General features: G+C 47.5%; 22 protein-coding genes. 19 read left to right on the forward strand and 3 right to left on the reverse strand.

Annotated features, from left to right (window positions below):
* The 18 genes from ACIFSR_RS19970 to ACIFSR_RS20055 all read left to right on the forward strand — a co-directional run bounded on the left by ACIFSR_RS19970 (window position 1) and on the right by ACIFSR_RS20055 (window position 24,029).
* The gene (locus ACIFSR_RS19970) at window positions 1-1,572 is read left to right on the forward strand and encodes a response regulator transcription factor (RefSeq protein WP_430059478.1); all 1,572 of its coding nucleotides are present in this window, start codon (window positions 1-3) and stop codon (window positions 1,570-1,572) included.
* Window positions 1,573-1,772: 200 nt separating this feature from the next.
* A complete protein-coding gene (locus ACIFSR_RS19975; RefSeq protein WP_430060399.1) occupies window positions 1,773-2,729 on the forward strand; it encodes an ABC transporter permease in 957 nt (318 codons plus the stop codon).
* Between the two features lie 15 nt (window positions 2,730-2,744).
* Window positions 2,745-3,635, forward strand: coding sequence for a carbohydrate ABC transporter permease (locus ACIFSR_RS19980; RefSeq protein ID WP_076267076.1), 891 nt, complete (start codon window positions 2,745-2,747; stop codon window positions 3,633-3,635).
* Window positions 3,636-3,718: 83 nt separating this feature from the next.
* Window positions 3,719-5,266 carry an ABC transporter substrate-binding protein gene (locus tag ACIFSR_RS19985; RefSeq protein WP_430059480.1) on the forward strand — a complete coding sequence of 516 codons (1,548 nt, stop codon included), beginning with the start codon at window positions 3,719-3,721 and terminating at the stop codon, window positions 5,264-5,266.
* A gap of 719 nt (window positions 5,267-5,985) precedes the next feature.
* Window positions 5,986-6,804: a sugar phosphate isomerase/epimerase family protein gene (locus ACIFSR_RS19990; protein ID WP_430059481.1), complete on the forward strand. Its 819-nt coding sequence runs from the start codon at window positions 5,986-5,988 to the stop codon at window positions 6,802-6,804.
* A 19-nt stretch (window positions 6,805-6,823) separates the two neighbouring features.
* Window positions 6,824-8,398: an FAD-dependent oxidoreductase gene (locus ACIFSR_RS19995; protein ID WP_430059482.1), complete on the forward strand. Its 1,575-nt coding sequence runs from the start codon at window positions 6,824-6,826 to the stop codon at window positions 8,396-8,398.
* A gap of 30 nt (window positions 8,399-8,428) precedes the next feature.
* Window positions 8,429-9,493: a Gfo/Idh/MocA family protein gene (locus ACIFSR_RS20000; RefSeq protein WP_339204799.1), complete on the forward strand. Its 1,065-nt coding sequence runs from the start codon at window positions 8,429-8,431 to the stop codon at window positions 9,491-9,493.
* Between the two features lie 18 nt (window positions 9,494-9,511).
* Window positions 9,512-10,393 (forward strand): sugar phosphate isomerase/epimerase family protein, encoded by an 882-nt coding sequence (locus ACIFSR_RS20005; protein ID WP_339204797.1) that lies wholly within the window; start codon window positions 9,512-9,514, stop codon window positions 10,391-10,393.
* Window positions 10,394-10,872: 479 nt separating this feature from the next.
* Entirely contained in the window at window positions 10,873-12,402 is a 1,530-nt protein-coding gene (locus tag ACIFSR_RS20010; protein WP_339204796.1) for an extracellular solute-binding protein, read from the forward strand.
* Between the two features lie 2 nt (window positions 12,403-12,404).
* Complete coding sequence (locus ACIFSR_RS20015; protein ID WP_339204795.1) at window positions 12,405-14,276, forward strand: cache domain-containing sensor histidine kinase; 1,872 nt, start codon at window positions 12,405-12,407, stop codon at window positions 14,274-14,276.
* Complete coding sequence (locus ACIFSR_RS20020; protein ID WP_339204794.1) at window positions 14,273-15,877, forward strand: response regulator transcription factor; 1,605 nt, start codon at window positions 14,273-14,275, stop codon at window positions 15,875-15,877. The genes ACIFSR_RS20015 and ACIFSR_RS20020 overlap by 4 nt, the downstream gene beginning before the upstream one ends.
* Before the next feature lie 222 nt (window positions 15,878-16,099).
* Window positions 16,100-17,056, forward strand: coding sequence for an ABC transporter permease (locus tag ACIFSR_RS20025; RefSeq protein ID WP_430059484.1), 957 nt, complete (start codon window positions 16,100-16,102; stop codon window positions 17,054-17,056).
* A gap of 24 nt (window positions 17,057-17,080) precedes the next feature.
* The gene (locus ACIFSR_RS20030; protein WP_430059486.1) at window positions 17,081-17,950 is read left to right on the forward strand and encodes a carbohydrate ABC transporter permease; all 870 of its coding nucleotides are present in this window, start codon (window positions 17,081-17,083) and stop codon (window positions 17,948-17,950) included.
* 104 nt (window positions 17,951-18,054) lie between these two features.
* Entirely contained in the window at window positions 18,055-19,536 is a 1,482-nt protein-coding gene (locus tag ACIFSR_RS20035; protein ID WP_430059488.1) for an extracellular solute-binding protein, read from the forward strand.
* A gap of 110 nt (window positions 19,537-19,646) precedes the next feature.
* Window positions 19,647-21,575, forward strand: a complete 1,929-nt coding sequence (locus ACIFSR_RS20040; protein WP_430059490.1) for a family 10 glycosylhydrolase — start codon at window positions 19,647-19,649, stop codon at window positions 21,573-21,575.
* A gap of 88 nt (window positions 21,576-21,663) precedes the next feature.
* Window positions 21,664-22,242 (forward strand): CDP-diacylglycerol--glycerol-3-phosphate 3-phosphatidyltransferase, encoded by a 579-nt coding sequence (gene pgsA, locus ACIFSR_RS20045; protein ID WP_339204789.1) that lies wholly within the window; start codon window positions 21,664-21,666, stop codon window positions 22,240-22,242.
* A gap of 455 nt (window positions 22,243-22,697) precedes the next feature.
* Window positions 22,698-23,315 (forward strand): DNA-3-methyladenine glycosylase family protein, encoded by a 618-nt coding sequence (locus ACIFSR_RS20050; protein ID WP_339209742.1) that lies wholly within the window; start codon window positions 22,698-22,700, stop codon window positions 23,313-23,315.
* 18 nt (window positions 23,316-23,333) lie between these two features.
* Window positions 23,334-24,029: a DNA alkylation repair protein gene (locus tag ACIFSR_RS20055; protein ID WP_430059492.1), complete on the forward strand. Its 696-nt coding sequence runs from the start codon at window positions 23,334-23,336 to the stop codon at window positions 24,027-24,029.
* Here the strand turns inward: ACIFSR_RS20055 and ACIFSR_RS20060 are convergent.
* From ACIFSR_RS20060 to ACIFSR_RS20070, 3 genes are read right to left on the reverse strand one after another with little or no spacing between them, the layout of a single operon-like run.
* Window positions 24,026-24,844 (reverse strand): SPL family radical SAM protein, encoded by an 819-nt coding sequence (locus tag ACIFSR_RS20060; protein WP_430059494.1) that lies wholly within the window; start codon window positions 24,842-24,844, stop codon window positions 24,026-24,028. The two genes, ACIFSR_RS20055 and ACIFSR_RS20060, sit on opposite strands and share 4 nt — an antisense overlap.
* A gap of 1 nt (window position 24,845) precedes the next feature.
* On the reverse strand, window positions 24,846-25,361 hold the full coding sequence (locus ACIFSR_RS20065) for a methylated-DNA--[protein]-cysteine S-methyltransferase (protein ID WP_430059496.1): 516 nt from the start codon (window positions 25,359-25,361) through the stop codon (window positions 24,846-24,848).
* On the reverse strand, window positions 25,345-25,938 hold the full coding sequence (locus ACIFSR_RS20070; RefSeq protein WP_430059498.1) for a bifunctional transcriptional activator/DNA repair enzyme AdaA: 594 nt from the start codon (window positions 25,936-25,938) through the stop codon (window positions 25,345-25,347). The genes ACIFSR_RS20065 and ACIFSR_RS20070 overlap by 17 nt, the downstream gene beginning before the upstream one ends.
* 164 nt (window positions 25,939-26,102) lie before the next feature.
* Here ACIFSR_RS20070 and ACIFSR_RS20075 point away from each other — a divergent pair, with 164 nt between their 5' ends.
* On the forward strand, window positions 26,103-26,579 hold the full coding sequence (locus tag ACIFSR_RS20075; RefSeq protein WP_430059500.1) for a GyrI-like domain-containing protein: 477 nt from the start codon (window positions 26,103-26,105) through the stop codon (window positions 26,577-26,579).
* Window positions 26,580-26,601: the final 22 nt, after the last annotated feature.

The following is a 26,601-nucleotide window of genomic DNA, read 5'->3' on the forward strand; positions in this document are numbered from 1 at the left end:
ATGTACCGTTTATTAATCGTTGATGATGAGATCTTTATCGCAAATGGCATTAAATCGAGTGTGAAATGGAGAGAGCTCGGCATTATAAGTGTCACTCTCGCACATAATCTTCGGCAAGCGAAGGAGGAATTTAGTCTTCAGCCATTTGATATGATGATTTGTGATATAGAAATGCCGCAGGGCAGCGGGCTGGAGCTCTTTGAATGGGTGCGTGAACAGTATCCCCAAACCGAATGTGTTTTCCTTACCTGTCACGCTGATTTTCAATATGCGAAAAAAGCTCTTCAGCTTGGCAGCTTCGAGTATTTGTTGAAGCCCGTTCCGCATGATGAATTGAAGCTTGTAATGACGAAGCTAATCGAGAAAATCAGGAAGGAGCGGGAATCGGCAACGATGGTGGCCGAGCGTTTTTGGCAGGATGTACTGAAGCAAGCCATTCCGTCTAATCAGGATAAAATGTTGGAGGTTATCGGTAAGCAGAAGCTTCCATACACGAGATCTATGACATTTCTGCCGGTTCTTATTAGTATCGAGCATTGGGAGAAATCATTAACCGCCCGTGATCTGCAAATTATGGAGTATGCGCTCCACAACGCCCTTGAGGAGGTCGTTATTCAGCGTGCTGCTAGTGCACAAATCGTCCGGATGAACGCTGATTACATGCTCATTGTGTTTGCACAGGATGTTATGCAAACAGAAGATGGCAAGCTTTTTAGCAAAGAAATCAAAAGGCGCTGTCAGTCTTTTATTGAGATGAGCAATCATTATTTATATTGTCACGTGTCCTGCTATATTGGCAAATCGGCACAAGTCCATGAAGTGCGGGATATGGTGGAAGGCTTGATCGCTTTTAAAAAGAATCAAGTTAATATGGCAGACTGTGTGATGTTCATCGATGATCCAATAAAGAAGGAATCGCAGATTCCAATGCCGCCCATGAATGTATGGTCGGAGCTCATTAAGCAAGGGAATAAGAAAAAGGTACTCGATGAATCGCAGCAGTTTTTGGACTCATGGAAACGAATTGAGTGCTTAGGCGCCAAAAGGCTGCAGCAATTTTATCAAAGCTTTCTGCAAATGGTTCTGCATACGCTGCATGAGCAGGGACTGCGCGCGGATGAAATCTTTTCGGATCATTTGACGCCAGAGCGTATTTTGTCAGCGACACGAAGCGTGACGAACCTTCAGAATTGGGTGCGGGATGTGCTTGAGAAGGCGCTCGTCCATATGGAAAAGCTGGATTCGACGGAGACGGTGGTCGAGAAGATCAAGCGCTACATTGCGCTTCACATCGATGAGGAGCTGTCCAGACAATATATCGCCGATTATATTGGGTTAAGCCCAGATTACATCGTTAAACTGTTTAAGAAAGAGACGGGACTCTCGATATCCGATTATATTTTGAAAGAAAGAATCAATCTTGCAAAGGAGCTGCTCGCAAGAACCGATACCACGATCAGCAACGTCGCACTCGCGGTTGGCTTCTCGAATTTTTCGTATTTTTCTACTTTGTTTAAAAAAGAAGTATCGATGACACCCCAGTATTATCGCAAAGGCTGTCCGTCCAAATAAACGATGCCGTTAGAGGATTAGAGACCCTCTAACGGCATTTTTCTTTTCCCGTTTATGATGTCGGAAACTCGAAAGTCGGATGTCGGATTATTAGTAGTGGCTCTATTTTGTATGCGCTACTATTAGTTAAGCAACATATTAAATAAAGCCAAAGGTGGTTGAGACCCGTGCAAGCAAATCCTGAGACGTCACCCTCTAATATGAAGCAGGTCTCATTGAAGACGAAGAAGAAAGCAGCATTCGCATCGGAGTTGAGAAAGGTTAAGAAATATCGCGCCCTCGTACTGATGGCGCTGCCCGGCCTTTTGTACCTGCTGATTAACAACTATTTGCCGATGTTCGGAATCGTGATCGCATTTAAGGACATCAATTTTGCCAAAGGAATTATGGGAAGTGACTGGATTGGCTTTAAAAACTTTGAGTATTTGTTCAAAACAACGGACGCTTACATCATTACAAGAAATACGCTGCTTTATAATATTACCTTTATCCTGCTGAATACGGGGATTGCATTAGCGCTTGCGATAATGCTTAATGAAATTCGCAAACGTTTCTTATCAAGGCTGTATCAGACGCTAATCCTGCTTCCCTTTCTAATCTCAATGGTTATTGTCGGCTATCTGGTGCTCGGCTTCCTCGATGTTGAGAACGGATTCATGAACAAAACCTTGCTTCCGACGATGGGGCTTGATCCTATCTCTTGGTACAGTGAGACCAAGTATTGGCCATGGATTTTAACGCTCGTAAGCGTGTGGAAAGGCGTGGGCAATTTGTGCATCATTTATTTGGCAGCAATCATCGGCATCGATAATGAGTATTACGAGGCAGCAACGATCGACGGAGCTAACCGGTGGCAGCAAATTACGAAGATTACGCTTCCGCTCGTATCGCCGGTTATTACGATTATGACCTTGCTCGCCATTGGACGCATTTTCTACTCCGATTTCGGCTTATTCTTCCAGGTTCCTCTTAACACAGGCGCGCTGATGCCGGTTACGAATACGATTGATACCTATGTTTATCGAGCATTGATTAACCTCGGCGACATCGGGATGTCCTCGGCCGCAGGTTTGTACCAAGCATTTGTCGGTTTCATTTTGGTCATTTTATCGAATGCGGTCGTACGAAAATACAACAAAGACAACGCGTTGTTTTAGAAAGGGAGATGTATCATGCAAGCATCGGGGAAGCTCTATCAATGGATCATTAACATCGTTATGCTAGTGTTCACTTTTTTCTGCATCATGCCGTTCTGGCTGCTGTTCTCCGCCTCCCTTACCGATGATATGGAGCTTGTTCGCAGCGGTTATGCATTTTTCCCTGATAAAATAAGCTTCTCCGCATACCACTATTTGTGGAACAGCTCTTCTGACATTATAAGGGCATACAGCATTACGGTTTTAACGACTATAATTGGTACGACGCTTGGACTTACGCTTACTGCGATGGTCGCTTATCCGCTTTCGCGTCTAGAAATGCCGTTTCGCAATACGCTCGCATTTTATGTATTTTTTACGATGTTGTTTAACGGAGGCCTTGTACCGACGTACTTGCTATACACCAACTATTTTGATTTAAAAAATACGATGCTGGCCTTAATTATACCGGGCCTTTTGATGAACGGATTTTTTATCATATTGATGAGAACCTTTTTTGCAAGCTCAATTCCGACAGCGATTATTGAATCCGCCTATATCGACGGGGCAAGGGAATGGAAAATATTTTACCGGATCGTATTGCCGCTCTCGACGCCGGTGCTTGCTACAGTAGGATTATTTTACACCATTTTATATTGGAATGACTGGTTTAATGGCTTAATCTATCTTACAGACAGTCACTACTATAGCCTTCAAAACCTTCTCAATCGGATATTGCTGGACGTACAGTTTTTACAATCTTCTACGCAGGCAGGCAGCCGTAATGCAGATATTGGAGCGAATATTCCACTTGCGCCAATGCGGATGGCAATGGCCGCAATTGGGGTCATTCCACTGTTGATCGCCTATCCGTTTTTCCAAAAGTATTTCGTTAAAGGTCTGACGATTGGTGCTGTTAAAGGATAAATCTTTCATAGACGCTATAACGGCATGAATCATGCATTTATAGATAGAATCGGATCACAAATAAAAATAGGGAGGTCACAGCAATGAGAAAAAACAAGTTTGTGGCAAAAACGCTTCTCTTAATCGTACTAGCTTTCGCAATGGTGATCAGTGCATGCGGCAATGGAGACAACAAGGGCACTAATGCAGGCAACGACGGGAAAACAGCAGAAGGAAAAAGCGGCAACGGCAGCGGGGAGCTTAAGCCTGTTGAGCTAGTTATGGTATTTCCAGTCGGGGGCGAGCCTAAGGATTTAAAGCTGGTTCAGGATGAAATCAACAAAATGACGAAGGCAAAAATCAATGCGACAGTAAAGCTGGTACCTATCGGCTTTGGCGCATGGGCTCAGCAGAAGACACTAATGATGTCGGGTAATGAACAGGTGGATTTGATCGTAAGTGGACTTGGAACCTACAGCCAAGATGTAGCTAAAGGGCAGTTGCTTGAGCTTGATGGATATTTGGCTGATAAAGGACAAGGGGTAACGGAAGCGCTAGATTCCCTTGATCCGGCTTTCTTAAATGCGACGAGAATTGATGGGAAAATATATGCTGTACCAAGCATCAGGGATTTGGCAGCAGATTATGGCATTACGATGCGTAAGGATTTGGTTGAAAAATATAACATTGATACTGCCGCAATTAAATCATTGGATGATTTGGACGCTGTATTCAAAACAATTAAAGATAATGAACCGGATATGATTCCGACAGTTAAGTATGGAACATCTATTCTCGATATTTACGTTCTTAGCTACTTTGATAACTTGGGCGAAGGCTTTGGCGTGCTTCCAGGCTATGACAATAACCTGAAGGTTGTTAATATGTATGAGACGCCGGAATATGCCGAAATGCTGAACACAGTAAGAAGATGGAATCAAGCAGGTTATATTGCCAAGGATGCAGCTACAAGCACAGAAACGCAATATAACTTAGTGAAATCAGGCAAAGCATTCTCGTTCATATCCCATATGAAGCCGGGTATTGAGACGCAGGAATCAAGATCTACAGGCAAAGAGATGGTATCTGTACATTTCAAACCTGCGGCAACAGCGACGACTAATATCATATCGATCATGTGGAGTATTGCAAGAAACTCGAAGGACCCTGAGAGAGCGATGATGCTGCTGAATATGATGTATACCGATAAAGACTTCATCAACCTGCTGGATTACGGGATTGAGAACAAACATTACGTGAAGATTTCCGACAATGTCATTGATTACCCGCAAGGCGTGGATGCCACAAACTCAGGCTACAACCTGCAAATGGGCTGGATGTTTGGCAACCAATCGCTTTCACACATTTGGAATGGCGATGATCCAGAGCTTTGGAATCAGCTGGCTGAATTTAATAGAAACGCCGTGAAATCAAAAGCGCTTGGCTTTACTTTTAATGCAGATGCCGTCAAAACAGAAATTGCGGCAGTAACGAATGTGCAAAACCAGTACAAAATTGCATTGGAGACCGGAACGGTCGATCCTGTTTCGAAGCTGCCTGAATTCAATAAACAGCTGAAAGCAGCGGGAATAGATAAGATTATCGCAGAGAAACAAAAACAGCTGGACGCTTGGGCGGCAGCTAAAAAATAGGCAGAAGCTGAATGGGGCTGCTCCGAAAGTAGATAACTACTTTCGGAGCAGCCCTATTTTATTTATATAAGATCTAAATTATTCAACTTTCGCAGTGTAAAAGTGAGCCTATTGGCAGACGCCACTCTTCAGCGCAATAGCAGTAAGCAGATGGAACTCCTAGCTCGAGTGCTCGACCATACAACAGGCCGTTTTGCCGACCGGAGATATGCCCACCATCGTAATCTAGCCAAGCTATCCTGCACTATTGCAATAATTTTATGATTTTTTCCTATCGAGATGTTGCTATATTGCACGGATGATCTGTAGTGAATGGTTATCAGCTTCATCAGGGCCTAATCAGACATCTACCATGTACGTTATACAACATAGGTGTACAGGCTCGGACAAAATCAGCGCGTAGCCTGTAAAAGTACAGGATAGCACAAGCCGACTACGAACAATTAAGGCTGCAAACACATTTTGCGTCCCTATTTGCTATCCACGGGTTATGAAACCATTCAATTTATAACCTGGAAAGACATTCGTGCCCTACAAAGAAGGTTATAGCCATCCTGTTTTTAGTGAATGGAGAGATAATCGCATCAAGTTACCAAAAATGGTCATCGGTCTACTCTATTTATGCCGGATGGCAGCTTTTACAATGGTGGTACGCAGTAAGCAATAGCGTTGCCTTTCAACAAAGCGAGGCCATAACAGAGCATGGAGGGAGTTGCAAAATGAAGCTGTCACTTAGCATGTGGAGCATGCACAGAACCGTGAGAGAAAACGGATGGAAGGTGCTGGATTTTCTATCCTTTTGCAAGGATGAAGGGATTGAGGATGTCGAGCTGTTGAATGTGTTCTGGAAGGACGTTCTGGAGGAACTGCCAAACGTGCTTGCATTTGTGAGAGATAATGGCATCAAGGTTTCCAGCTACGCGGTAGCCAATGATTTCGTCAAGGCAACCGAGGAGGAAAGAGCAGGGGCGCTGAAGGAGATTACGGATGCCTACCCTGTTGCGAAGATACTGGGAACAAACGTCATCCGCGTGTTCTCCGGCAACCTTAGCGACATTGCAACCTACGAAGAAGCGCTGGACTGGATTGTGGATGGACTGAAAGAAGCTGCTGCGGTCGCTGAGAAGGAAGGCTTGGTTCTCTGTTTGGAAAACCACGGAAAGTTAGCGGGAAGCGGCGAGCAGGTCAAAACGATCATCGATCGGGTTGGTTCTCCGGCTCTGCGATCTACGTTTGACACAGGCAATTTTCTGCTCGTAGACGAGCATCCGACAGCTGCGCTTGAGACGCTGCTCCCCTATGTCTCGCATGTTCATTTCAAGGATTTTGAAATGCGTGAAGACGGTCGCTACAAGTCTCTCGGAGGCAAATCTTTTGAAGGAATCAACCTAGGAGACGGCGATGTTGAATTGGAGAAAATCGTGAACAAGCTGGTGGAGAATGGATACCGCGGAGCGTTTGTTCTTGAATATGAAGGTGTAGGCAGCGAGGCGGAAGGCATTCGGCGCAGCTATGACTATTTTACAACCATTATTTAACCCCAAAGGAGATAAGCGCATGGAACGAGAAGCAATGGTCGACATCGTAGTTGTAGGAGGAAGCACGGGAGGAGTTGCGGCGGCGCTGGCAGCGGCGAAGTCGGGCAAAACAGTTATCATGACCGAGGAGACGGATTGGATCGGCGGTCAATTAACGAGTCAGGCGGTTCCGCCTGACGAGCATCCTTGGATCGAGTCCTTCGGCTGCACCCAAAGCTATCGCCGCTTTCGCGAGGATATCCGCGCTTATTACCGGGATGCTTTTCCACTCACGACAGCGGCGCGGGAGAACGAACAGCTAAACCCAGGAGGCGGTACAGTCAGCCGTTTATGTCACGAGCCACGCGCGGCGCTGGCTGTTTTGGAGCGTCAGCTTGCTCCTTATGTACATAGCGGGCAACTGACGATATTGCGCCGCCATGTTCCAGTAAACGCCCATTGCGATGGCGATGCCATCGTCTCGGTGACGGTTAAAAGCTTGGACAGCGGAAATTCCGTGCTGCTAAAAGCTCCATATTTTCTCGACGCTACGGAATGCGGCGACCTGCTTCCGCTGGCCGGCGTTGAATACGTTACAGGTGCGGAAGCACGTGAAGAGACCGGGGAGCCTCATGCTGTAGAAGGAGAGGCGCTGCCCCAAGATATGCAGGGCTTTACCTATTGCTTCGCCATCGATTATCTGGAAGGCGAGGATCATACGATTCCAAAGCCAGAGCTCTATGATTTCTGGAAGGAATACAAGGCGGATTTCTGGCCGGATCGCCTGCTAAGCTGGACCGGCGTCAAGCCGGCAACGATGCAGCCGGTTCAGTACGGTCTTTTCCCTGGCGAAGGCGCTTTTTCGCTGTTCAAATATCGTCAAATCGCTGAGAAGGAGCACTACGTTCAAGGGACTTACAACAGTTCTATTTCGCTGGTCAACTGGCCGCAGAACGATTATTGGCTGGGCTCTATTATCGATGTGAAGCCGGAAGATAGGGAGCGTCACTTAAGCGAGGCGAAGCAGCTCAGCCTGTCGCTGCTTTATTGGATGCAGACAGAGGCTCCTCGCTCGGATGGGGGGAAAGGTTACCCTGGGCTAAGGCTTCGTCCCGATGTGGTGGGGACAGAGGATGGGCTTGCCATGTATCCGTATGTTCGGGAGTCGCGCCGAATCAAGGCGGAGTTTACGATTTTGGAGCAGCATGTTGCAACGGAAAGCCGTCCTGACGGCCGTGCGGAATATTTCTCGGATTCAGTGGGCATCGGCTGTTACCGCATTGATCTGCATCCCAGCACGGAAAATCAGCCCTATATAGATATATCGTCGCTGCCGTTCCAGATTCCTTTGGGCAGTCTCATCCCGGTAAGAGTGAACAATCTGCTTGCTGCTTGTAAAAATATCGGAACCACTCATATTACAAACGGCTGCTACCGGCTTCATCCGGTGGAATGGAATATTGGCGAGGCAGCGGGCTATTGTGCCAGCTTCTGCTTGGATCGCGGCTTGTCGCCAAGCGATGTCCGTTCTTCGGAGACAGAGCTTGCCGCTTACCAGAGGTTTCTGGCTGCAGAGGGCATCGAGCTGGAATGGCCTTCGCTGCGCGCAGTTTAAACTAAATTAACTTATGAGGTGAAAATCGCAATGAGCAATCCTATTCGAATTGGCGTAATCGGAGCTGGCTCCATATCAGAAATGCACTTTGGCTCCTACAGCAAAAACGTGGATGCCGTGCTGGTCGCTGTCTGCGACTTGAAGGAAGAACGGGCGAAGGCAAAGGCGGAGAAATATAACATTCCTAACGTTTACACCGACTACAACGAGCTGCTGGCGAACCCCGATATTGATGCGGTCAGCATCTGTACTTGGAACAACACCCATGCGGAGATCAGTATCGCCGCTCTGAAGGCAGGAAAGCATGTGCTTTGCGAGAAGCCGCTCAGCAAAACGGTGGAGGAGGCACGAGCGGTTGAAGCGGCTGTCAAGGAATCCGGTAAGACGCTGCAGGTAGGATTTGTCCGCCGCTATGCCTCCAATACGCGGATTGTAAAAGCATTTTTGGACAATGGTGAAATCGGCCCGATTTATTACGCCAAAGCTTCATGCATACGCAAGCTGGGCAACCCTGGAGGCTGGTTCGCTGATGTGGAGCGCTCCGGCGGCGGTCCGCTGATCGATATCGGCGTTCACGTCATCGATCTTTGCTGGTATTTGATGGGCAAGCCCAAAGTTAAATCCATTAGCGGCAACACCTACAACCGTTTAGGCAACCGCTCCAATGTGAAAAACTTGAAGTTCTACAAGGCAGCCGATTATGATGCAGCACTGAACACGGTTGAGGACATGGCCAATGCGCTGGTACGCTTTGAGAACGGGGCGTCGCTGCTGGTTGATGTCAGCTTTACGCTGCATGCGAAGCAGGATGAGCTGACGGTAAAGCTCTATGGCGAGAAAGGCGGTGTCGAGCTGGAGCCAGAGCTGACTTTAATTACAGAGAAGTATGACACGATTCTGAACGCCACGCCACAAATTGACAATCTCTCATTCGAATTTGTGCAGGGCTTCCAAGACGAAATAAATTACTTTGTTGAAGTTTGCCAAGGGAAGAAAAACACGATCAGTCCAGTGCAGGACGGCGTTGAAATCATGAAAATACTTTGCGGCGTGTACGAGTCGGCGACTCTAGGCAAGGAAATCCATTTCGACTAGGGGAGGCGTGGAATCGGCATGTCTGTAAATATCGGAAATCCCATAGGCGTCATTGTAGACAGCTTTGGCGTCGGCGTTAAGGAAGGGCTGAAGAAGGCGAAGGAGGTTGGTGCGGAGGGGGTGCAAATCTATGCCGTTTCAGGCGAGATGGACCCGGTTAATCTCGGCGCTGCCGCCCGCAGGGAGCTGAAGGCTTATATCGATTCATTAGGGCTGGAAATCAGCGCGTTATGCGGCGACCTGGGTGGCCATGGCTTCCAGGATAAATCCGTTAACGAGGAAAAAGTAGAGAAATCAAAGCGGATTCTCGATTTGGCGCTGGACCTCGGCACGACCATTGTAACGACTCATATCGGAATCGTGCCGGAGGATCAAGATGGAGAGGTGTTCGCTGTTATGCAGGAGGCTTGCCGCGAGCTGAATGAATATGCCAATAGCATGAAGGCCTATTTTGCTATCGAGACCGGCCCTGAGACGGCGGCCCATCTGAAAGGTTTTCTGGATACGCTAGGTGGCAGAGGGGTATCTGTCAACTTTGACCCTGCCAATATGGTGATGGTGACGGGGGATGATCCAGCGGAAGGGGTTCGCCTGCTTAAGGATTACGTCGTTCACACCCATGTCAAGGACGGCATACGCCGCAAGGTGGTAGATCCTCGCATGGTATATGGTGCGCTTGGCTATGAGCCGATGGATCATGCCAAAATTGCGGAGATGGTGAGCACGGGACAATTTTTCCGTGAGCTGCCGCTCGGCGAAGGGAATGTTGATTTCGACAGATACTTTACGGCGTTAAAGGAGATTGGATATAATGGCTATCTGACGATCGAACGCGAAGTTGGAGATCAGCCGGAGACCGATATACGCAAAGCGGTTCAATTTATTAAGAGTTTCCGCTAGCCCCAGTTATTGAATCTAAGATTTAAGCGGGCGCTTGTTGGAAGTACAATGGAAATAACAGATTTATTCACATTTGCTGGATTGGACGTAAAGCGGTTGCTGGAACGGCTATTGGAATAGGATGGGCTCAACAGCCTGCAAAGTTCGAATAGCCGTAAGGGCAGCCGCTTCTATTTATTCTAAATATAGGAAGTATATTCTATAGCGATATCCGTATTACCTTGTTATTTATGCAACCGCTTTAATGTATGTTCGCTTTAATGACATGAAAAGAAGCTTGGCCTGATGCATTATGCCTTTATACTCATATTAGTTGTATTTCGTGTTATTATAGTTAACATAATTTAGATAGATAACAGTGAGTAGGTGGGAAGGAGGCTGCTTTTGCTGGTTATGTACCGCAGTCTAGCGCTTGCTTGAAGGAGAAGTTGAATAGGGAGTAATGCCGGATGCATTCCGGAAAAGATGGAGGGGGAGCTATGGAGCGCAAAAGGTTCAACTGTCGTTTGATTGTTCGGATAATAGCGTTGTTAATGGTAGCTGCGACGGTGCCAAGCTGCAGCGAGTGGGAGAAGCTTGGCCAGCCGCTACCCACATCGCAGAGCCGCGTCGCGATTTCGATGGTCATTAACGATTTGGGCATGACATTCCCGGATGGTTCAGACGAAAACGATAATCCTTATATAAACTATATAAAGGAACGTACAGGACTGGATTTGCGGGTCAATATTCCCCCTCAGGAAGTTTATGAAGAGAAACTAAACGTCATTATGGCTTCCGGAAATCTCCCAGATCTCATTCACACGTTCAACCCGGTTTGGTTTGACGAATATGTCAAAAAAGGGGCTTTTACGCCGCTTGACGACTATATTAACGAATATGGACAAGATCTGAAGAAGTTTATTCCTGAAGAGGCTTGGGATCGAATGCGCTACGACGGAAAAATTTACGGCATTCCAAGTTTAACAGACGTGCAGGGCATCGAGTTGATGTATGTGCGGAAGGATTGGCTCGATAATCTAGGGCTGCAGCCGCCTAAGACGCTGGACGAATATTATGAAGTCATGCGCGCCTTTGCTAAGGAAGACCCTGACCGGAACGGGCTCAATGATACGATGGGCCTTATTTTGCTCGAGGACATGGGGCGGACAGCGCCGTTTTTTGGCGCTTTTGGTGTTCAATTGAATTCTTGGGTGGCGCGTGATGGAAAGCTGGTTAATGGCAGTACGCTGCCGGAGACCAAGCAAGCGCTCGCTTTTCTGGCAAAGCTTTACCGGGAAGGGCTGATTGATCCGGAATTCCCGCTTAACCGCAACAATGCTTTTATCGAAAAAATCGAGAACGGAAAGGTCGGCATGTTTTCCGCGACTTGGTACGATACGCGCGGACCCATCGCGGCAAGCAAAAAGAAAGATCCCAAGGCGGAATGGATTCCGCTTCAGTATCCCGTCGGACCTGAGGGGCACAGCGGCGTATATAACAAGGATTTAATCCGCGGTTACAACGTAGTGCCGGTCGGTAAGAAACATCCCGAAGAAGTGGTAAAGCTGCTTAATTTCATCGTGGGAGAGGGCAGGGAGACGTTGAAGCTTGGTTTTGAAGGCAAGATTTGGTCGATGAAAAATGGGAAAATGGTCACCGATTTTGTAGAGCATGACAAGCATTTGTACAGGGGCATCTACCAGTCGCTCGTCGATGTCATTGATCCTGTTATGGCTAAGGCTCGGTTGGATTCGCTCGGCGACTTTCACTTATACGATAATTTGCAGATGATTGAACAAAATTTAATAAAAAACGAATTTTTCGGAATTCCGACACCGGCGATGAGCAAGTATGCCGGACATTTAGAGGAGCTTGAGAGCATTTTTACACAAATCGTGATGGGCATCGTTTCGCTGGATGAGTTCGACAGCTTTGTGGAGGAGTGGTACCGCGAGGGTGGCGCAGAGGTTACAGCGGAAGTTAATCAATGGTACGAAGCCCGCTTGAGCGCCGGAGGGGGGAGATAAGCATGAGAAATCCCGTCAAATGGTTTCGGGATCGCTTTTCCCGCAAAATCCAGTTTCGGCTAACCTGCTATTTTATGTTGATTTTGCTGCCGCTCGTCTTGGTAAGCCTATTTGCCGTTGATCGCTCCCGCAGCATTCTGCATGACCAAGCGGTGGAGCGGTCCAGTACGGTACTGAATTCAGCTATGGACTATATTGATTTGACTTTGCAAAATGTGGAGGAGATTTCGACGCTGATTGCTACAGACCCTGTGTTTATCAAGCTGCTTGCAGATAACGGAGCGGAATTGTCGCCGCTCTCCATCGTCGATTTTTCGATGCTGCTGAAGCAGCTGTCGAATGTAAACTCTATTAATCATATCGTATCGCAAATATCCCTGTATCATCAGCCCTCCCATATGATGATTTCGACGAATTATGGAGGGAGAAGGCTGAGTAGCCCTGAGCAGCAGCAATGGCTTGAGAATACCGCCATTACTAGCGGGACGGAAATCACTTATCTGCTGGCGGAGGAGCCGATTGCCGGCAACGCGACCTTCGGCAGCTTAATTAATACCGATAGCGTATCGCTGCTGCGAACCATGGATTTGTACAACAACAATCGCAGAGCGGATGTAGTCATTATTACAGTGGACAAAAGCAAGCTGATCAATCTGATGAAGTCGCTGCTCCCATCGCCTTCGGCTACCATTTATTTGCACAGCGATACCGGCAAATTGATTGCCGGGACAGGCAAGCTCGACGGCGCAGAGCATACGCTTGCGGAGGGCGTGGGCATGCCTGGCCTTCCCCGCACGACGGATGCGGAGATGACCGTTTCTATCGATTCGGAGTATTCCAAATGGCGGCTGACGTTGATACAGCCCAAAAAAGAACTGTACGCCAAAACAGATCAGCTTCGATTGTATACGTTAGCTATTATTTTCGTAAGCGTCCTTCTGGCGCTGGGCATATCCTGGCTCGTTTATATCGGTATCGCTTCTCCGGTAGATAAGCTGTTCAAGGGCATGAAGCGTCTGGGTACGGGAAATATGAATGTGCATCTGGAGAATACACGGCACGACGAGCTGGGTTATTTGACGGAAGCGTTTAATCGGATGGTCGTAGACCAGAAGCGGCTAATTGAAGATCATTACGAGCAGCAGCTGAGGCTGGCCAAGACGGAGCTTCAATTTTTGCAAACCCAGATTAACCCTCATTTTTTGTATAATACGCTGGATTCAATTAACTGGACAGCTAAAAATTACGAGGCGGATGAAATTAGCGAGATGGTGCTGAATTTGTCGCGTTTTTTCCGTCTAAGCCTGAACAAGGGCAAGGATGTATTTACGATTGACGAAAGCTTGTCGCATCTGCATTATTACATTCGCATTCAGCAAATCCGTTACTTGGACAGCTTTGAGGTGGAATACGACATTCAGGAGGATTGCCGCCCCATCCCGATTCTGAAGCTGCTGCTGCAGCCGCTTGTGGAGAATGCTATCCTGCATGGGATGGAAGGGAAAACGGAAGGCGGAAAACTTGTTATTTCCGGCCGAATAAAAGATGGAGAGGCCGTTCAGGTCACCGTAAGCGATAATGGTTCAGGGATGAGTTCGCAGCGACTAGCCTATATTCAAGAAGAAATGAAGCGGCTGGGACAGCGCGAAGCGAATCTGTTTTCGCTGGAGGACGAGGAGACGGGTGACCTGTTCGGCCTGCGCAATGTAATGACTCGCATTAAGCTTTATTACGGCAAGGAAGCTGAATTGATTGTCGAAAGTGTGCAAGGACATGGAACCTCGGTCACCATTTCGCTGCCGCTGGATCAATGCAAGGAAAGTTTTCGTGCTGTAACTCACCATACTCTGGAAAAAGGGGAGCGATCCGCATGAATTTAATGATCGTTGAGGATGAACTGCGGCTTAGGTTGGGATTGGCTAATAATATTCCATGGGAGGAGCATGGCATTGAGGTCGTCGGACTGGCTGCCAGCGGGGTAGAAGCGCTGGCGTTGATCGAGCGGAAGCGACCCGATATCATGCTGATTGATGTCCAGATGCCGGAGATGGATGGGCTGACACTGGTGAGGAAGCTTAGGGAATATCCAGACAACGGCGTTCAGCTGAAACTGATAATCTTAAGCGGACATGACAACTTTGGCTTCGCTCAGGATGCTATCGCTTTAGGGGTTTCCCAGTATTTGCTGAAGCCCGCGGCTGAAGAGGAAATACTGGGCGCCGTACTGGAAGCGGCAAAGCAGCTGCGAGACGAGATGGAGCAGTGGCGCGAGCAGGCAGAGCTGAAGGTAAAGTGGCGTGAGCATCTTCCCCATTTGCAAAGCAGTTTTATTCGGCAGTGGGCAGCAGGCGACTACGACGATAGCGAGGTGCTGCGAAGAGGTGCGGAATATCAGATTGAGCTTGAGGAGTCCGACCGGATCGCAGTTGCGGTGGTGGATATTGACCCGCTTCCGCAAGGGGATGGCTGCTTTCGCGCGGAGGATGCTCCAATGTGGCGTTTCTCATTGCAATGCCTGGCGAGAGAAATGCTGCCCGCCTCCTGTTGGGTGTGCCCTGATCATCAAGGGTATACGCTCCTTGTTTTTGTGCTGCGGCGCGAGGAGGAGCCAGGAGACAGCGCTTTGCGCGTACAGGCATCGGTCGTTCAATTGCTGTCGCGCACCCGGGAGACGCTTGGTCTGACAGCAAGCGCAGGCATTTGCGCTGCGGCCGGAGGGATTGGCAGCATGAGTGCGCTGTATGCCGAAGCTTGCCGTGCCTTGCAGGAACGTATTGTATACGGCTGCGACATAGCCATTCCTTACCGCGAGATTGGCCGTAAGGAACAGGGGGTTCAGGTACAGCAAGGATTAGAGAAAGCGCTGGAGATCGCCATGGAAACCGCTGACGAGGCCAAGGCGCTGGAGGCGCTGCAAGGATTGTGGGACAAAAGCCTAGAGTCCGTGGAGACGGCAGAAGAGGTTCATGAGGCCGTCCTTTATTTGAGCAGCCTGTATATCCGTATGATTCAGAAGCAGGGCTGGCGAATTGGGTGCGTGGCAGGAGAGGATATGATTTATTTCGAGAACATCAGGCTGCTGGCGACGAAGGAGCAGATTCGGGCCTGGCTGGTCCGCTTGACTGGCCGCATCTGCGATTACCTGCAGCAGCAGCGGAAAACGACGAGCAACGGAGTGGTCCGCTCCATTCTGTCTATCGTCAATCAGGAAATCGATCAGGATATTACGCTGCATACGGTAGCAGACCGCCTTTTTATCAATTCATCTTACTTGAGCCGGCTGTTTAAGCAGGAGACAGGAGTACCTTTTTCAACCTATGTGCTGGAGCGCAAGATGGAACGGGCCAAATCCGTTCTGCAGAATGGGGGCAAGGTGTACGATGCCGCTCGTCTCGTGGGCTACCGGGATGTGAGCTATTTCACCAAGGTGTTCCGCAAATATTGGGGCGTCAACCCAGGCGGAGTTAAAGCGTGAAAGCTGCGCCTAATTATGCTGGCGTGCAATAACCAAAAAAAATATAAGACAAAACCGCTTTCAGTTGTAGAAAGCGGTTTTGTCTTTTTTAATGCCGATTACGTTCCTTTGTGAAGAAATCAAACATCAAAGTACCAGAAATAGTAATGGCATTACTCTACCAACCCTGAGCGCTGGATACTACAATTTTAGGTAGAAAGCATCAAATCGAGGGGGAATACGATGAAAAGCGCAACGGCACCACTGGATAAGCCCCAGGCTAAAAACAATTATGTCAAACGGCTTGCTGCCGATGTCAAACGGGATTGGGATTTATATGCACTTCTTGTCCCTGGAATTTTGTTTCTTTTGCTCTTCAAATATGCCCCGATGTATGGCATTACCATCGCCTTTAAGGATTTCAATATCTTTGATGGCTATGACGCTAGCCCGTGGGTGGGATGGAAGCATTTTGCCAAACTGTTCAACTCTCCCGATTTTCTGCATGTTTTTCAAAACACCGTTATTATCAGTTTTCTGAAGATCGGTATCTTGTTCCCGCTGCCGATTCTCATTGTCCTGCTGTTGAATGAGATCAGGCGGATGCTGTTCAAGCGCGCGATTCAGACCGTTATCTATTTGCCGCATTTTCTGTCCTGGGTTATCGTAAGCGGTCTATTTATCGACATGCTGTCCAGTAATGGCGGTTTGGTCAACAAGGCAATGGGTATGATCGGCATGGAGCCGATCTCGTTTTTCCTGGACAATAGCGTGTTCCGGGGTGTTCTGATTACCTCAGCGGGCTGGAAGGAGACGGGGTGGAGTACCATCGTGTATCTTGCGGCCTTCGCCACGATCGATCCTGGCTTGTACGAAGCGGCCAAGATTGACGGAGCGGGGCGGATGAAGCAGCTGTGGCACATTACGCTGCCTGGCATCGCGCCCATTATACTGCTGATGTTTATTCTAAGGCTGGGCAGCATTCTGGAGGCTGGCACAGAGCAAATTCTCGTCATGTACAATCCCACTGTATACAAGGTGTCAGATGTCATCGGCACCTACGTGTACCGAATGGGTCTCGGCAATCAGGACTACAGCTTCACTACTGCTGTTGGCGTATTTGAATCCGTTATTGCCTTCACGCTCGTCTTGGCGGGCAACGCGCTTAGCCGCAAATACCTGCAACGCGGGATTTGGTAACTGAAAGGGGAGATTGCTGTGACCGTGAAAACATCGTTTTCAGAGAAGCTGTTCAATTTCTGCAACTATTTATTTTTCATACTGGTAGGTCTGACGACGCTGCTGCCCTTCGTTAACTTGATCGCCAAATCGTTCAGCAGCGAAGCGGCGGTCATCTCCGGCAAGGTCAATTTGCTGCCCATTGGCTTTCAGACCGGAACGTACATGTATGTGCTCAAGGATTCCATGTTCCTTAACTCTTTAAAAAATTCGATTCTTTTGGCCATTGTGGGGACGGCGTTAGGATTGTTCCTCACGACCATTACGGCGTATCCATTATCTCGCGTTCAGCTTCGAGGAAGAAAATGGTTTCTGCTGATGTTTATTTTCACAATGCTGTTCAGCGGTGGCCTGATTCCTACCTACCTGCTCATGCATAATCTTGGACTGGTTAATCAGTTTCCTGTTCTATTCCTGCCGGCGGCCATCAACGTGTTCAACATGCTGATTATCAAAAATTACTTTGAAGGGCTGCCGGACGGGCTGGAGGAGTCCGCCAAGCTGGACGGAGCAAGCAACATCCGAATTTTATTCTCCATTGTTTTGCCGCTGTCGCTTCCTGTGCTGGCAACCATTGCGCTATTTTTCGCGGTGGCGTTCTGGAACGACTATTTTACATCAATGATCTACATTACCAATCAGGATTTCAAGCCGCTGCAGCTGTATCTGAAGGAACTGTTGGTATCCTCCAGCAGCGAGTTTTTGAAGGATAACGTGGACGCGGCGCTGAACACAACGCCCCAGTCCATTCAGGCAGCTTCAATATTGCTAGCTACGCTGCCGATCCTGATGGTTTATCCGTTCTTGCAAAAATATTTTGTCAAAGGTGTGCTGGTAGGTTCGGTTAAGGGTTAAACCTATCGGCATGAAAGGCGGTGATGCTGTCAGCTTGTCATGATAGCGGGCAATGGAAGGGTAATGCAGTTTGACTTTAAAACACATATTCGGGAGGGTACTCTATGAAAAAAGGTTCTTGGTTGGCCATAGTCCTTGTATTTGCTCTTGCTCTTGCCGCATGCGGCAACAATTCCACTCCAGCTCCGGGCAGCGGCTCAGGGGGAGATGGCGAAGGCAATCCTAACCTCACGATGCTGATGCAGTACAGCCTGTTCGATCCGAACGCAGACCCGGTTGCTAAAAACATAGAAGATGCGACCGGCTACAAGGTTACCTATGAAATGCTTCCGGCGGAAAGTGCCGACGAGAAGCTGAACCTAATGGTTGCGAACAAGCAAAACTTCGATATCATGAAGCTGGGTTCTGCCCAGTTCTACAAGCTGGCAACAGCGGGCGCGCTGGAGCCGCTGAATGATCTGATCGAAAGCCATGGCCCTAACATCAAAGCGGCGATTAAGGAAGATTCATGGGAAAGCGTTACGATCGACGGCAAAATCTATGCTATACCGGAGACGGGCTCTGGCATTAGCGTAGGCGAGGAGCTCGTTGTCCGTCAGGATTGGATGGAAGAACTGAGCTTGAAAAACCCGACAACGCCGGATGAGCTGTATGAGGTGTTGAAAGCGATCAAGAAGGCCAAAAATATTGTTCCATTAACGGGCTCAAAGGATTCTATCTATGGAGATATTGCAGCAGCATTCGGCGTGCTGAACGACTGGAACGATGTGGATGGCAAGCTTCTGCATAAAGCAGAGCTTCCACAGATGAAGGAATTTTTGGCTTATATGAACAAGCTGTACAGCGAAGGGCTGCTGGATTCGGAAATGCCGATCAATACGAGTGCGAAAGCGATTGAGAAGTTTTCCAGCGGCAATGCCGCAATGATCAAGCTGGCTTGGTGGAGTGCTTCTAGCGCAGAAGCTGCCCTTGTCAAAAACTTCCCTGAAGCCAAAATCGGCATTATTCCTTACTTAGTTGGCAAGGATGGCAAATCATCGATTGGCGTTAACCTGGCAACGACTTGGTTTATTGCGATACCGAAGATATCCAAGCAAAAGGAGCATGCGATCAAGCTGCTCGATACCAAGCTGAAGAAGGATATCTTCATAAAGCTCGCCATTGGCGAGGAAGGCGTTCATCACGAAGTGAAGGATGGCAAATATTATCCCATTTTGCCTAAATTCAATGATGACTTAACCAATGCAAGCTCCTACATGACCGGGGTTAATGAATATGATTATCCGGCTTACTGGCAGGCGCGCGTTCGGAAGGACCCTGTGCTGCAAAGCTACTATGAGGCGTTTCAGGAAAACGCGGCGAAAGGCAATATTGTCGTTGATCCGATGTCGATTGCGCCGCCAATCGATGCGGTATCCAAAAACAAGCAAAAGCTGACGAAGCTGCTGGACGACACGGTGCTAATGTATATCGCAGGAGCGCAATCTAGAGACAACTACGATACCTTCCTTTCGCAATGGATGGCAGAAGGCGGCGCAGAATCCGTCAAGGAAGCGAACGAGTGGTATCAAACCATTTCAAAATAATGGCTTGCCTATAGACGTAGGCTTGATGGCAAAGGGGCAGCTGCGAATCGCAGGTGCCTCTTTGTCGCCCAGGCGAAATGCCTAGCATAATTGACTGAGGGGGAACAGAAATGAACGAACCATTTAAGCCGCATAAAGGCAGTGAGGTTGATATGCTTGCTATCCATGCCCAAGTGGAAGCTGCGCCAGAGGATATTACGATTACATTAGAAGGGCAGCGGCACGCTATTACGGCTGTCAACACCATTCCGTCGGCCGAAGAGTGGCTTGTCTTGTTTACAAGCGCATGGGGGGAATCGGTCACTGTTCCTGAGAATGGCGTTGCGGTGCAGGCGGGAGCAGGCGGCTTGGTTTTACGCGTCGTTAATGAAGCGCCTGTCGGCTTTGCCCCGGCCTGGTCGGGCCCAACGATACTAGACATCCCTGAGGATGGTTATGCGCTTGTTGCCATTGATCCTTTGTATGCTCCGGAAAGCAGCCGCTTCTTTTTGTCTACCTGCTTTAGAAAAGGAGACCGTATCAAGCTGCGCAAGGATGGTGCGGTGACTGATCATCACGGGCTGGCAGGCGCTGCTGATCATGAATTCAGCCTTTATTTGAATCATCCATCCGTTTATACGGAAACGCAGACCGTTACCACAGTTAGCGGTAATGTGAGCGGCGGCAATGCGGGCGAGTTTCCGGCGCTAACGATTAATGGTGAAGCGGCTGTGGTTGACGAGCAGGGTATTTTTGCCCATAAACTGAAACTGGCGCTTGGCGTCAACTTTGTTGATGTGGAGATCAAAGCGGGGAACGAAACCCCAGTTGCTCGAAGCTTAGCCATTTTTTCTAAGAGCCGTGCTGAGAGGAAGCAGAGGGTCATCCTTTGGATAGATCAGAGAGCCAACAGTGGGAAGCTGCAGTCTGCGGACGCTGTAAGAAAACTGCTGGAGCGTGCAAAACATGCAGGCGTTACGGATATTGCGCTTGACGTTAAAGGGGTGGAGGGGTACGTTTCTTACTTCAAAAATCCGCTGACGAGCCGTCCCCACATGAGTGAATTCGTAAACGCTAAGCAGGGTACTCCTTATCCAAAGCTGGATTTGCTGCAGATTTTTATAGAGGAGGGGCATCAGCTTGGTCTAGCTATTCATGCATCCATGAATGTATTTGCAGAAGGCTCTATTGTACGTGGTCAATATGCGATTCTAAATGAACATCCTGAATGGGAGGAAATGGTTTACAAGCATCAAGATGAAGGCGTGATCAAACGGCAGAGAGACAGCTCGGCTCCGGGCTTGGTTGCGTTTGCCAACCCGCTTCATGAGAAGGTGCGCGAGCATCAATTGGCTGCTTTCCGGGAAGTGATTGCCGGCTATCAGGTGGACGGCATTATTTTGGACCGGGGCAGATACGACAATGAAACGGCGGACTTCAGTCCTTTGACACGAAGCCGCTTTGAGGCTTATTTGGCGGAAAGGGGCAAACGGCTTCATCGTTGGCCAGAGGACATATTCGATTATCAAGGCAATACGAGAATAGATGGTCCGTTGATTTTGGACTGGTGGGCTTTCCGTGCAGGCGTCATTACCTCTTTTGTTGCGGAGGTCAAGGAGATGGTGGACGGTCATAAGCGACAAACGGGAAGCGATGTTTTGTTATCTGCCTACGTGGGGTCTTGGTTTGATACCTATTATGTCAACGGTGCAAACTGGGCCAGCCCGGATTTTCAATATGACAGCCGCCTTCAATTTCAGGAGGGCTCCGTCTATACCAAGGACTACCGAGGCACTGGCTATGTTCGGCACTTGGATTTCCTCATGATTGGTACGTATCAGGATACGCTGGCCGAGGTGGAGAAATATATGGCCCTTGGCAATATTGCCACAGGTGGAGAAGTTCCGGTATATGCGGGCATTTCCCTTAATCAGATGAATAGCGCCAAGCGGCAGGGTGAGGTATTCCGTTCGGCTTTCCGGTACACAGACGGGCTAATGCTGTTTGACGCCTCACTTGCCGATTGGGATATGCTTGATCAGTCTTTAAAAAGAGAATAAGGAGAGGTTATGGAGGCGCGCAGGCAGCTTCTTCAGAAGCCTACCAACATATGGTATAATGACTAGCATAATGCGAAGGAGGAACCATATGAATCTAGCGAATAAAATAACGATTGCTCGTATTTTATTAATACCTGTGTTTATTTTATTTTTTCCGATATACCCCGAGTGGTTAATCAGCAAATCAGAATTTTTTCTACATATAGATACCTATGGCATTTATTATGCCGCAGCATTATTTATACTCGCTTCAGCGACGGATAAATTAGATGGACATATCGCAAGAAAATATAATCAGATTACGAATCTTGGCAAGCTGCTCGATCCGCTGGCAGACAAGCTGCTAATATCCGCCGCGTTAATATTAATGGTAGGCGAGCAGATGATTTACAGCTGGATCGCAGTTGTGATTATCGGAAGAGAGATTATTATAACGGGCATTCGAATTGTCGCCTCATCTCAAAAAATTGCCCTGCAAGCCGACCAATTCGGCAAAATTAAGATGGTCTTTCAAGTTGTTGCGATTTCAGCGGTGTTGTTAAACCATCGTCAGCTCAGCTTTTTGACAGCGATTCCTGTCGATCAAATTCTGATGTATGTTGCCTTGGCGTTGACCATCCTATCCGGAGCTAACTACATCAAAAACAACTATCACTTGCTGCAGTAGAAATAAAAGTAGAGTAGAACGATTAAACCTATCCCATTTAAAATACAGCGGCAGCGATGGACGAGATGAAACAGTCCAAAACTGCCGCTGTTTTATGAAATGGTCGTTTTCCTTCTAAGCATACCTATACATTTGTGACTCAGGCTTGATGCTAACGGACATAGAATCCGCTATTCTTCATAATTTGGGCTTAATTTGCATCTAACGGACATAGATTCCACTATTTAGTCGAAATCGTGTTAAATCATAACGCTTGGAGCCTAATAGCGTACTCTATGTCCGTTACTTTTGAAAAAAGAGGAATTCAAAGCAAATAAGGCATCTGATGTCCGTTATTTTTATCGTCGCCGATTTCGTTATCTTGCGATTATATTCGGTAATTAAAACATACAAAGCCCGATGAGGTATAGTAAGAATATACAGCTATTTATTTCGATTTACAGGGGGCGAGCCGTCTGCAAACGATACAAACAAAGCTTTTTGACTATGGGCAAGCAGAGATCGATTATTTGAAAAGCGTAGATGAAGCGCTTGGTGCTGCCATGTCTCGGCTCGGAAAAGTCGAACGCATCATCATGCCGGACTTATTCACTTCACTCGTTTATGCGATTGTAGGCCAGCTGATTTCAGCTAAAGCAGTGCACACCATATGGGAGCGAATGCAGGTGCGGCTTGGAGAAATATCCCCTTCGAACATAGCTAATCAAAAGGCAGATCAGATTCAAAGCTGCGGGATAACGATGAAGAAGGCCGTTTGCATAAAAAGCATTGCGGAATCGATTATGCAAGGTGAAATCCGGCTGGAAGAGTTGAACCGCTTATCGGATGCAGAGGTAATCAAGCAGCTGATGTCCTTAAAGGGAGTTGGCAAGTGGACGGCTGAAATGCTGCTCATTCATGCGATGGAGCGCCCAGATGTGGTGAGCTGGGGAGATATTGCCATTCGCCGCGGGATGATGAAGCTGTATGGTCTTCAAGATTTAACCAAAGAACAGTTCGATACCTACCGGCTAAGGTATTCGCCCTATGGTTCAGTGGCTTCGATTTATTTGTGGACCTTGTCAATGGAGTAAGCTAAAAGGAGCAACAACATGGAGAAAACAATAAAAGAACAGCTCATAGCATTGAAGGAAGACGATTTTCAGAAATTTACGGCTGCGCTTATTCCTACAATTAATAATGTATTGGGCGTTCGGCTGCCGAAGCTGCGCCAGCTGGCCAAAACGATAGCAAGTGATGACTGGCGTACCTATTTAAAGGATGCGGATAGCGAGTACTTTGAGGAAGTGATGCTGCAGGGGATGGTCATTGGTTATGCCCAAGCGGATATCACAGAACGTTTAAACATTGTCGCTGAATTTGTTCCGAAGATAGACAATTGGTCAGTCTGTGACAGCTTTTGCAATGGGCTGAAATTTACAACGGACAATAAGTCAGCGGTATGGGATTTCATACAGCCGTATTTGGTATCTGACAAAGAGTATGAGATACGCTTTGGCGTGGTTATGCTGCTTGGCTATTATATTGAAGAAACTTATATCGAGCGCCTCTTGCAGCTGCTTGATCAGACGAAACGAGAGACGTATTACGTCAAGATGGCGGTAGCATGGGCATTGTCGATTTGTTATATTAAGCAGCCAGAGGCTACTATGAATTATTTGAAAAGCGGTGCTAATTCTTTAGATGAATTCACCTACAACAAAGCTCTGCAAAAAATAATAGAATCATACCGCGTCGATCAAGAAACCAAAATCATAATACGCGGTATGAAACGAAAAAAAAGCTAAGGCTCAAAGCCTTCCTGGCTTACATAAATGCGATCCTCCGAAAAAACCTGCTTGAACCGCTCGTAAACGACGCGATAAGCAGCCGGATGATACCATTCCTCAAGACCTAGCTGCTCATACAAAGCATTGATGCCTAGTTGTCGCGTTCGTTTTCCACTGCTTCCGTCACCCATAAAATAATCGTCTATGCAGATGCGTTCAACGAGTGGGCGCAGTATTTCGGCGAATTGCTCACTGCTTGGCAGCATGGGGGCAATCGTCGCTTGAGTGGGAACGCCCGCATCAGCTAGCAGTTGAAGCGTCTTTAGCCTAGCCTTAATCGGTGGGGCATTCGGTGAAAAATGTTTTCGAATGTCCTCGCGATCTGTTTCGACTGTCATACTGACGCGAACCTTCTCTCCAAGTCGCAAGAGCAGATCAATATCCCGCTGAACAAGCGGGCTTCGCGTTTGCACGAACAAAAAATCAGGCGGGTCATCAACCATCACCTCGAGCAAGGAGCGAGTAATTTGTTCCTTATATTCAATCGGCTGATAGGGATCAGTGCTGGATGACATAAAAATAGTAACCGGACCTTTAGACTTTTCTCTTAAAAATTGTTTGCGAAAAACTTCAGCAGCATTTTTCTTAATATCGACCCATGTTCCCCACTCGGCGCCTCGAAATAAAGAAACAGGCATTTTCCGCACATAGCAGTAGGAACAGCCAAACGTACACCCTGTATAAGGATTTAAGGAGTGGCTGTAGCCGGTAAGAAAGCCGGTTCCTTTATTCAATAAGGTTTTGGGCTGTGTATATAAATATTCGATCGTCATATTAGTGTTTTTCCAGCTGAAGCAGCTTTGTTTTCATTTCTATGCCGCCGCGGTATCCAGTCAGCGATCCGTTCTTTCCAATGACGCGATGGCAGGGAATTGTAATTAAGATCGGATTAGCGCCAATCGCCGTGCCCACAGCGCGAACAGCTGCGGGCCGCTGGATTTGATGGGCAATATCGGAATAAGACTTCGTTTCCCCATAAGGAATATCGCAAAGTGCTTTCCATACTTCCTGTTGGAAGGCTGTTCCTTGATAGTGGAAGGAGATGCTGAATTGCTTGCGGAAACCTTGAAGGTATTCAGCTATTTCAATTGTATAAGGCTGGAGCAGCTCAATATTCTCTAGTAAAGGGTTGCCTGGATAGCGGGTATTTGCCCATTGGAGCAGCTCGTCTATCGGTTCATTCTGAGAGCCGATAAAACATAGTCCCTCCGTTGTGGCTGCAACGTATAGGCTCCAAGCCTCGTGCGTGAGCAATGTCCAATAAATGGGCGGTTTACTGTGTTTGGTCATTCGAATCAGCCTCCTGTTTGTGCAATTGCCGATAGGCTGCGGGTGTGCAGCCCGTCTTCTTTTTAAACAACGTTACAAAATACGGCGTGTTATGCATGCCGACGCTTGAACCGATCTCTGAAATGGACAAATCGGATGATGTCAGCTGCTCCTTCGCTTTATCGACTCGTAATTGCTGTATATATTCAACGGGTGTCATGTGTTTGATTTTTTTGAAGGTCCGATGCAGGTGATAGGGGCTGCCGTGGCATTGATCGGCAACGACTTGTAAAGTTAAGTTGTTCATATAGTTTTTGTCGATATATTCGGCAGCCAAATGAATCCATTCATCATCAGGCAGGCGCATCCCGGTAGGCTTGCATCGTTTGCATGGGCGAAAGCGGGCAGATAAAGCTTGCTCGGCCGTAGAGTAGATAGCAATATTTTCTTTGTTGGGCGGTTTGGATTTGCAGGATGGCCTGCAAAATATTCCTGTCGTTTTCACCGCGTAAAAGAAGATCCCGTCATAAGCAGCATTGTTGCTTAAGATGGCATGCCACCGTTCCTCGGTCAATGTTTCTGAGTGTTGTTTCACCATTTTGCTCACCTCCATCATTAGTATAACCTCGAAAGTGAACGTATGTACGTATTTTAGAATGTAAAAGCAAGATAACGAAAGCGGGATGAATAGAGGGTATACTTTGATCCTGACGCGCAATCGCGTAAAATAGAAGGATCAATGCTGCTAATGGAGGAGAGCTTATGGAAGCTAAAGTAATAACATTACCTTTATTACATGTTGTAGGTTATCGTATTGAATCTAACATAACAGAGTTTGAGTCTGGTCTTGGCAAGAATATTTATCGATTACTCGTTGAAAGAAAAGCGGAAATTATGAATAGAAAAAATGAAAATGTGATTTTAATGCAAATCTACCCCATGAATGATGATTTTGACCCACAGGTCGATCGGTTTACGAATCTGATCTGTTACGAGGTAAGTGAACAAGCTGATGTTCCAGTAGATATGACTAGTCATACCGTGACTGAAAGTAAGTATGTTACATACAAGCACAAAGGACTTGAATCCGAGCTAAGTCGTTCGTACGGCTATGTCTATGGCGATTGGATGAGTGAAACGGGAAATGAACCCAAAAACTATGATTTTGAAATTTGGGATGAACGATATCAACCCGAAAGTCCCGATAATGAAATTGATTTGTATATTGCATTGAAGTAATGAGAGGTTATAAAAAATATAG

This window comes from Paenibacillus sp. NRS-1760 (genome assembly GCF_050467785.1).
Taxonomy (GTDB): domain Bacteria; phylum Bacillota; class Bacilli; order Paenibacillales; family Paenibacillaceae; genus Pristimantibacillus.

What these genes read in the sequence shown, in the direction of transcription:
- ACIFSR_RS19970 (WP_430059478.1), top strand. Translation starts at nt 1, where the DNA reads ATGTACCGTTTATTAATCGTTGATGATGAGATCTTTATCGCAAATGGC.
- ACIFSR_RS19975 (WP_430060399.1), top strand. Translation starts at nt 1,773, where the DNA reads ATGAAGCAGGTCTCATTGAAGACGAAGAAGAAAGCAGCATTCGCATCG.
- ACIFSR_RS19980 (WP_076267076.1), top strand. Translation starts at nt 2,745, where the DNA reads ATGCAAGCATCGGGGAAGCTCTATCAATGGATCATTAACATCGTTATG.
- ACIFSR_RS19985 (WP_430059480.1), top strand. Translation starts at nt 3,719, where the DNA reads ATGAGAAAAAACAAGTTTGTGGCAAAAACGCTTCTCTTAATCGTACTA.
- ACIFSR_RS19990 (WP_430059481.1), top strand. Translation starts at nt 5,986, where the DNA reads ATGAAGCTGTCACTTAGCATGTGGAGCATGCACAGAACCGTGAGAGAA.
- ACIFSR_RS19995 (WP_430059482.1), top strand. Translation starts at nt 6,824, where the DNA reads ATGGAACGAGAAGCAATGGTCGACATCGTAGTTGTAGGAGGAAGCACG.
- ACIFSR_RS20000 (WP_339204799.1), top strand. Translation starts at nt 8,429, where the DNA reads ATGAGCAATCCTATTCGAATTGGCGTAATCGGAGCTGGCTCCATATCA.
- ACIFSR_RS20005 (WP_339204797.1), top strand. Translation starts at nt 9,512, where the DNA reads ATGTCTGTAAATATCGGAAATCCCATAGGCGTCATTGTAGACAGCTTT.
- ACIFSR_RS20010 (WP_339204796.1), top strand. Translation starts at nt 10,873, where the DNA reads ATGGAGCGCAAAAGGTTCAACTGTCGTTTGATTGTTCGGATAATAGCG.
- ACIFSR_RS20015 (WP_339204795.1), top strand. Translation starts at nt 12,405, where the DNA reads ATGAGAAATCCCGTCAAATGGTTTCGGGATCGCTTTTCCCGCAAAATC.
- ACIFSR_RS20020 (WP_339204794.1), top strand. Translation starts at nt 14,273, where the DNA reads ATGAATTTAATGATCGTTGAGGATGAACTGCGGCTTAGGTTGGGATTG.
- ACIFSR_RS20025 (WP_430059484.1), top strand. Translation starts at nt 16,100, where the DNA reads ATGAAAAGCGCAACGGCACCACTGGATAAGCCCCAGGCTAAAAACAAT.
- ACIFSR_RS20035 (WP_430059488.1), top strand. Translation starts at nt 18,055, where the DNA reads ATGAAAAAAGGTTCTTGGTTGGCCATAGTCCTTGTATTTGCTCTTGCT.
- ACIFSR_RS20040 (WP_430059490.1), top strand. Translation starts at nt 19,647, where the DNA reads ATGAACGAACCATTTAAGCCGCATAAAGGCAGTGAGGTTGATATGCTT.
- pgsA (WP_339204789.1), top strand. Translation starts at nt 21,664, where the DNA reads ATGAATCTAGCGAATAAAATAACGATTGCTCGTATTTTATTAATACCT.
- ACIFSR_RS20055 (WP_430059492.1), top strand. Translation starts at nt 23,334, where the DNA reads ATGGAGAAAACAATAAAAGAACAGCTCATAGCATTGAAGGAAGACGAT.
- ACIFSR_RS20060 (WP_430059494.1), bottom strand. Translation starts at nt 24,844, where the DNA reads ATGACGATCGAATATTTATATACACAGCCCAAAACCTTATTGAATAAA.
- ACIFSR_RS20065 (WP_430059496.1), bottom strand. Translation starts at nt 25,361, where the DNA reads ATGACCAAACACAGTAAACCGCCCATTTATTGGACATTGCTCACGCAC.
- ACIFSR_RS20070 (WP_430059498.1), bottom strand. Translation starts at nt 25,938, where the DNA reads ATGGTGAAACAACACTCAGAAACATTGACCGAGGAACGGTGGCATGCC.
- ACIFSR_RS20075 (WP_430059500.1), top strand. Translation starts at nt 26,103, where the DNA reads ATGGAAGCTAAAGTAATAACATTACCTTTATTACATGTTGTAGGTTAT.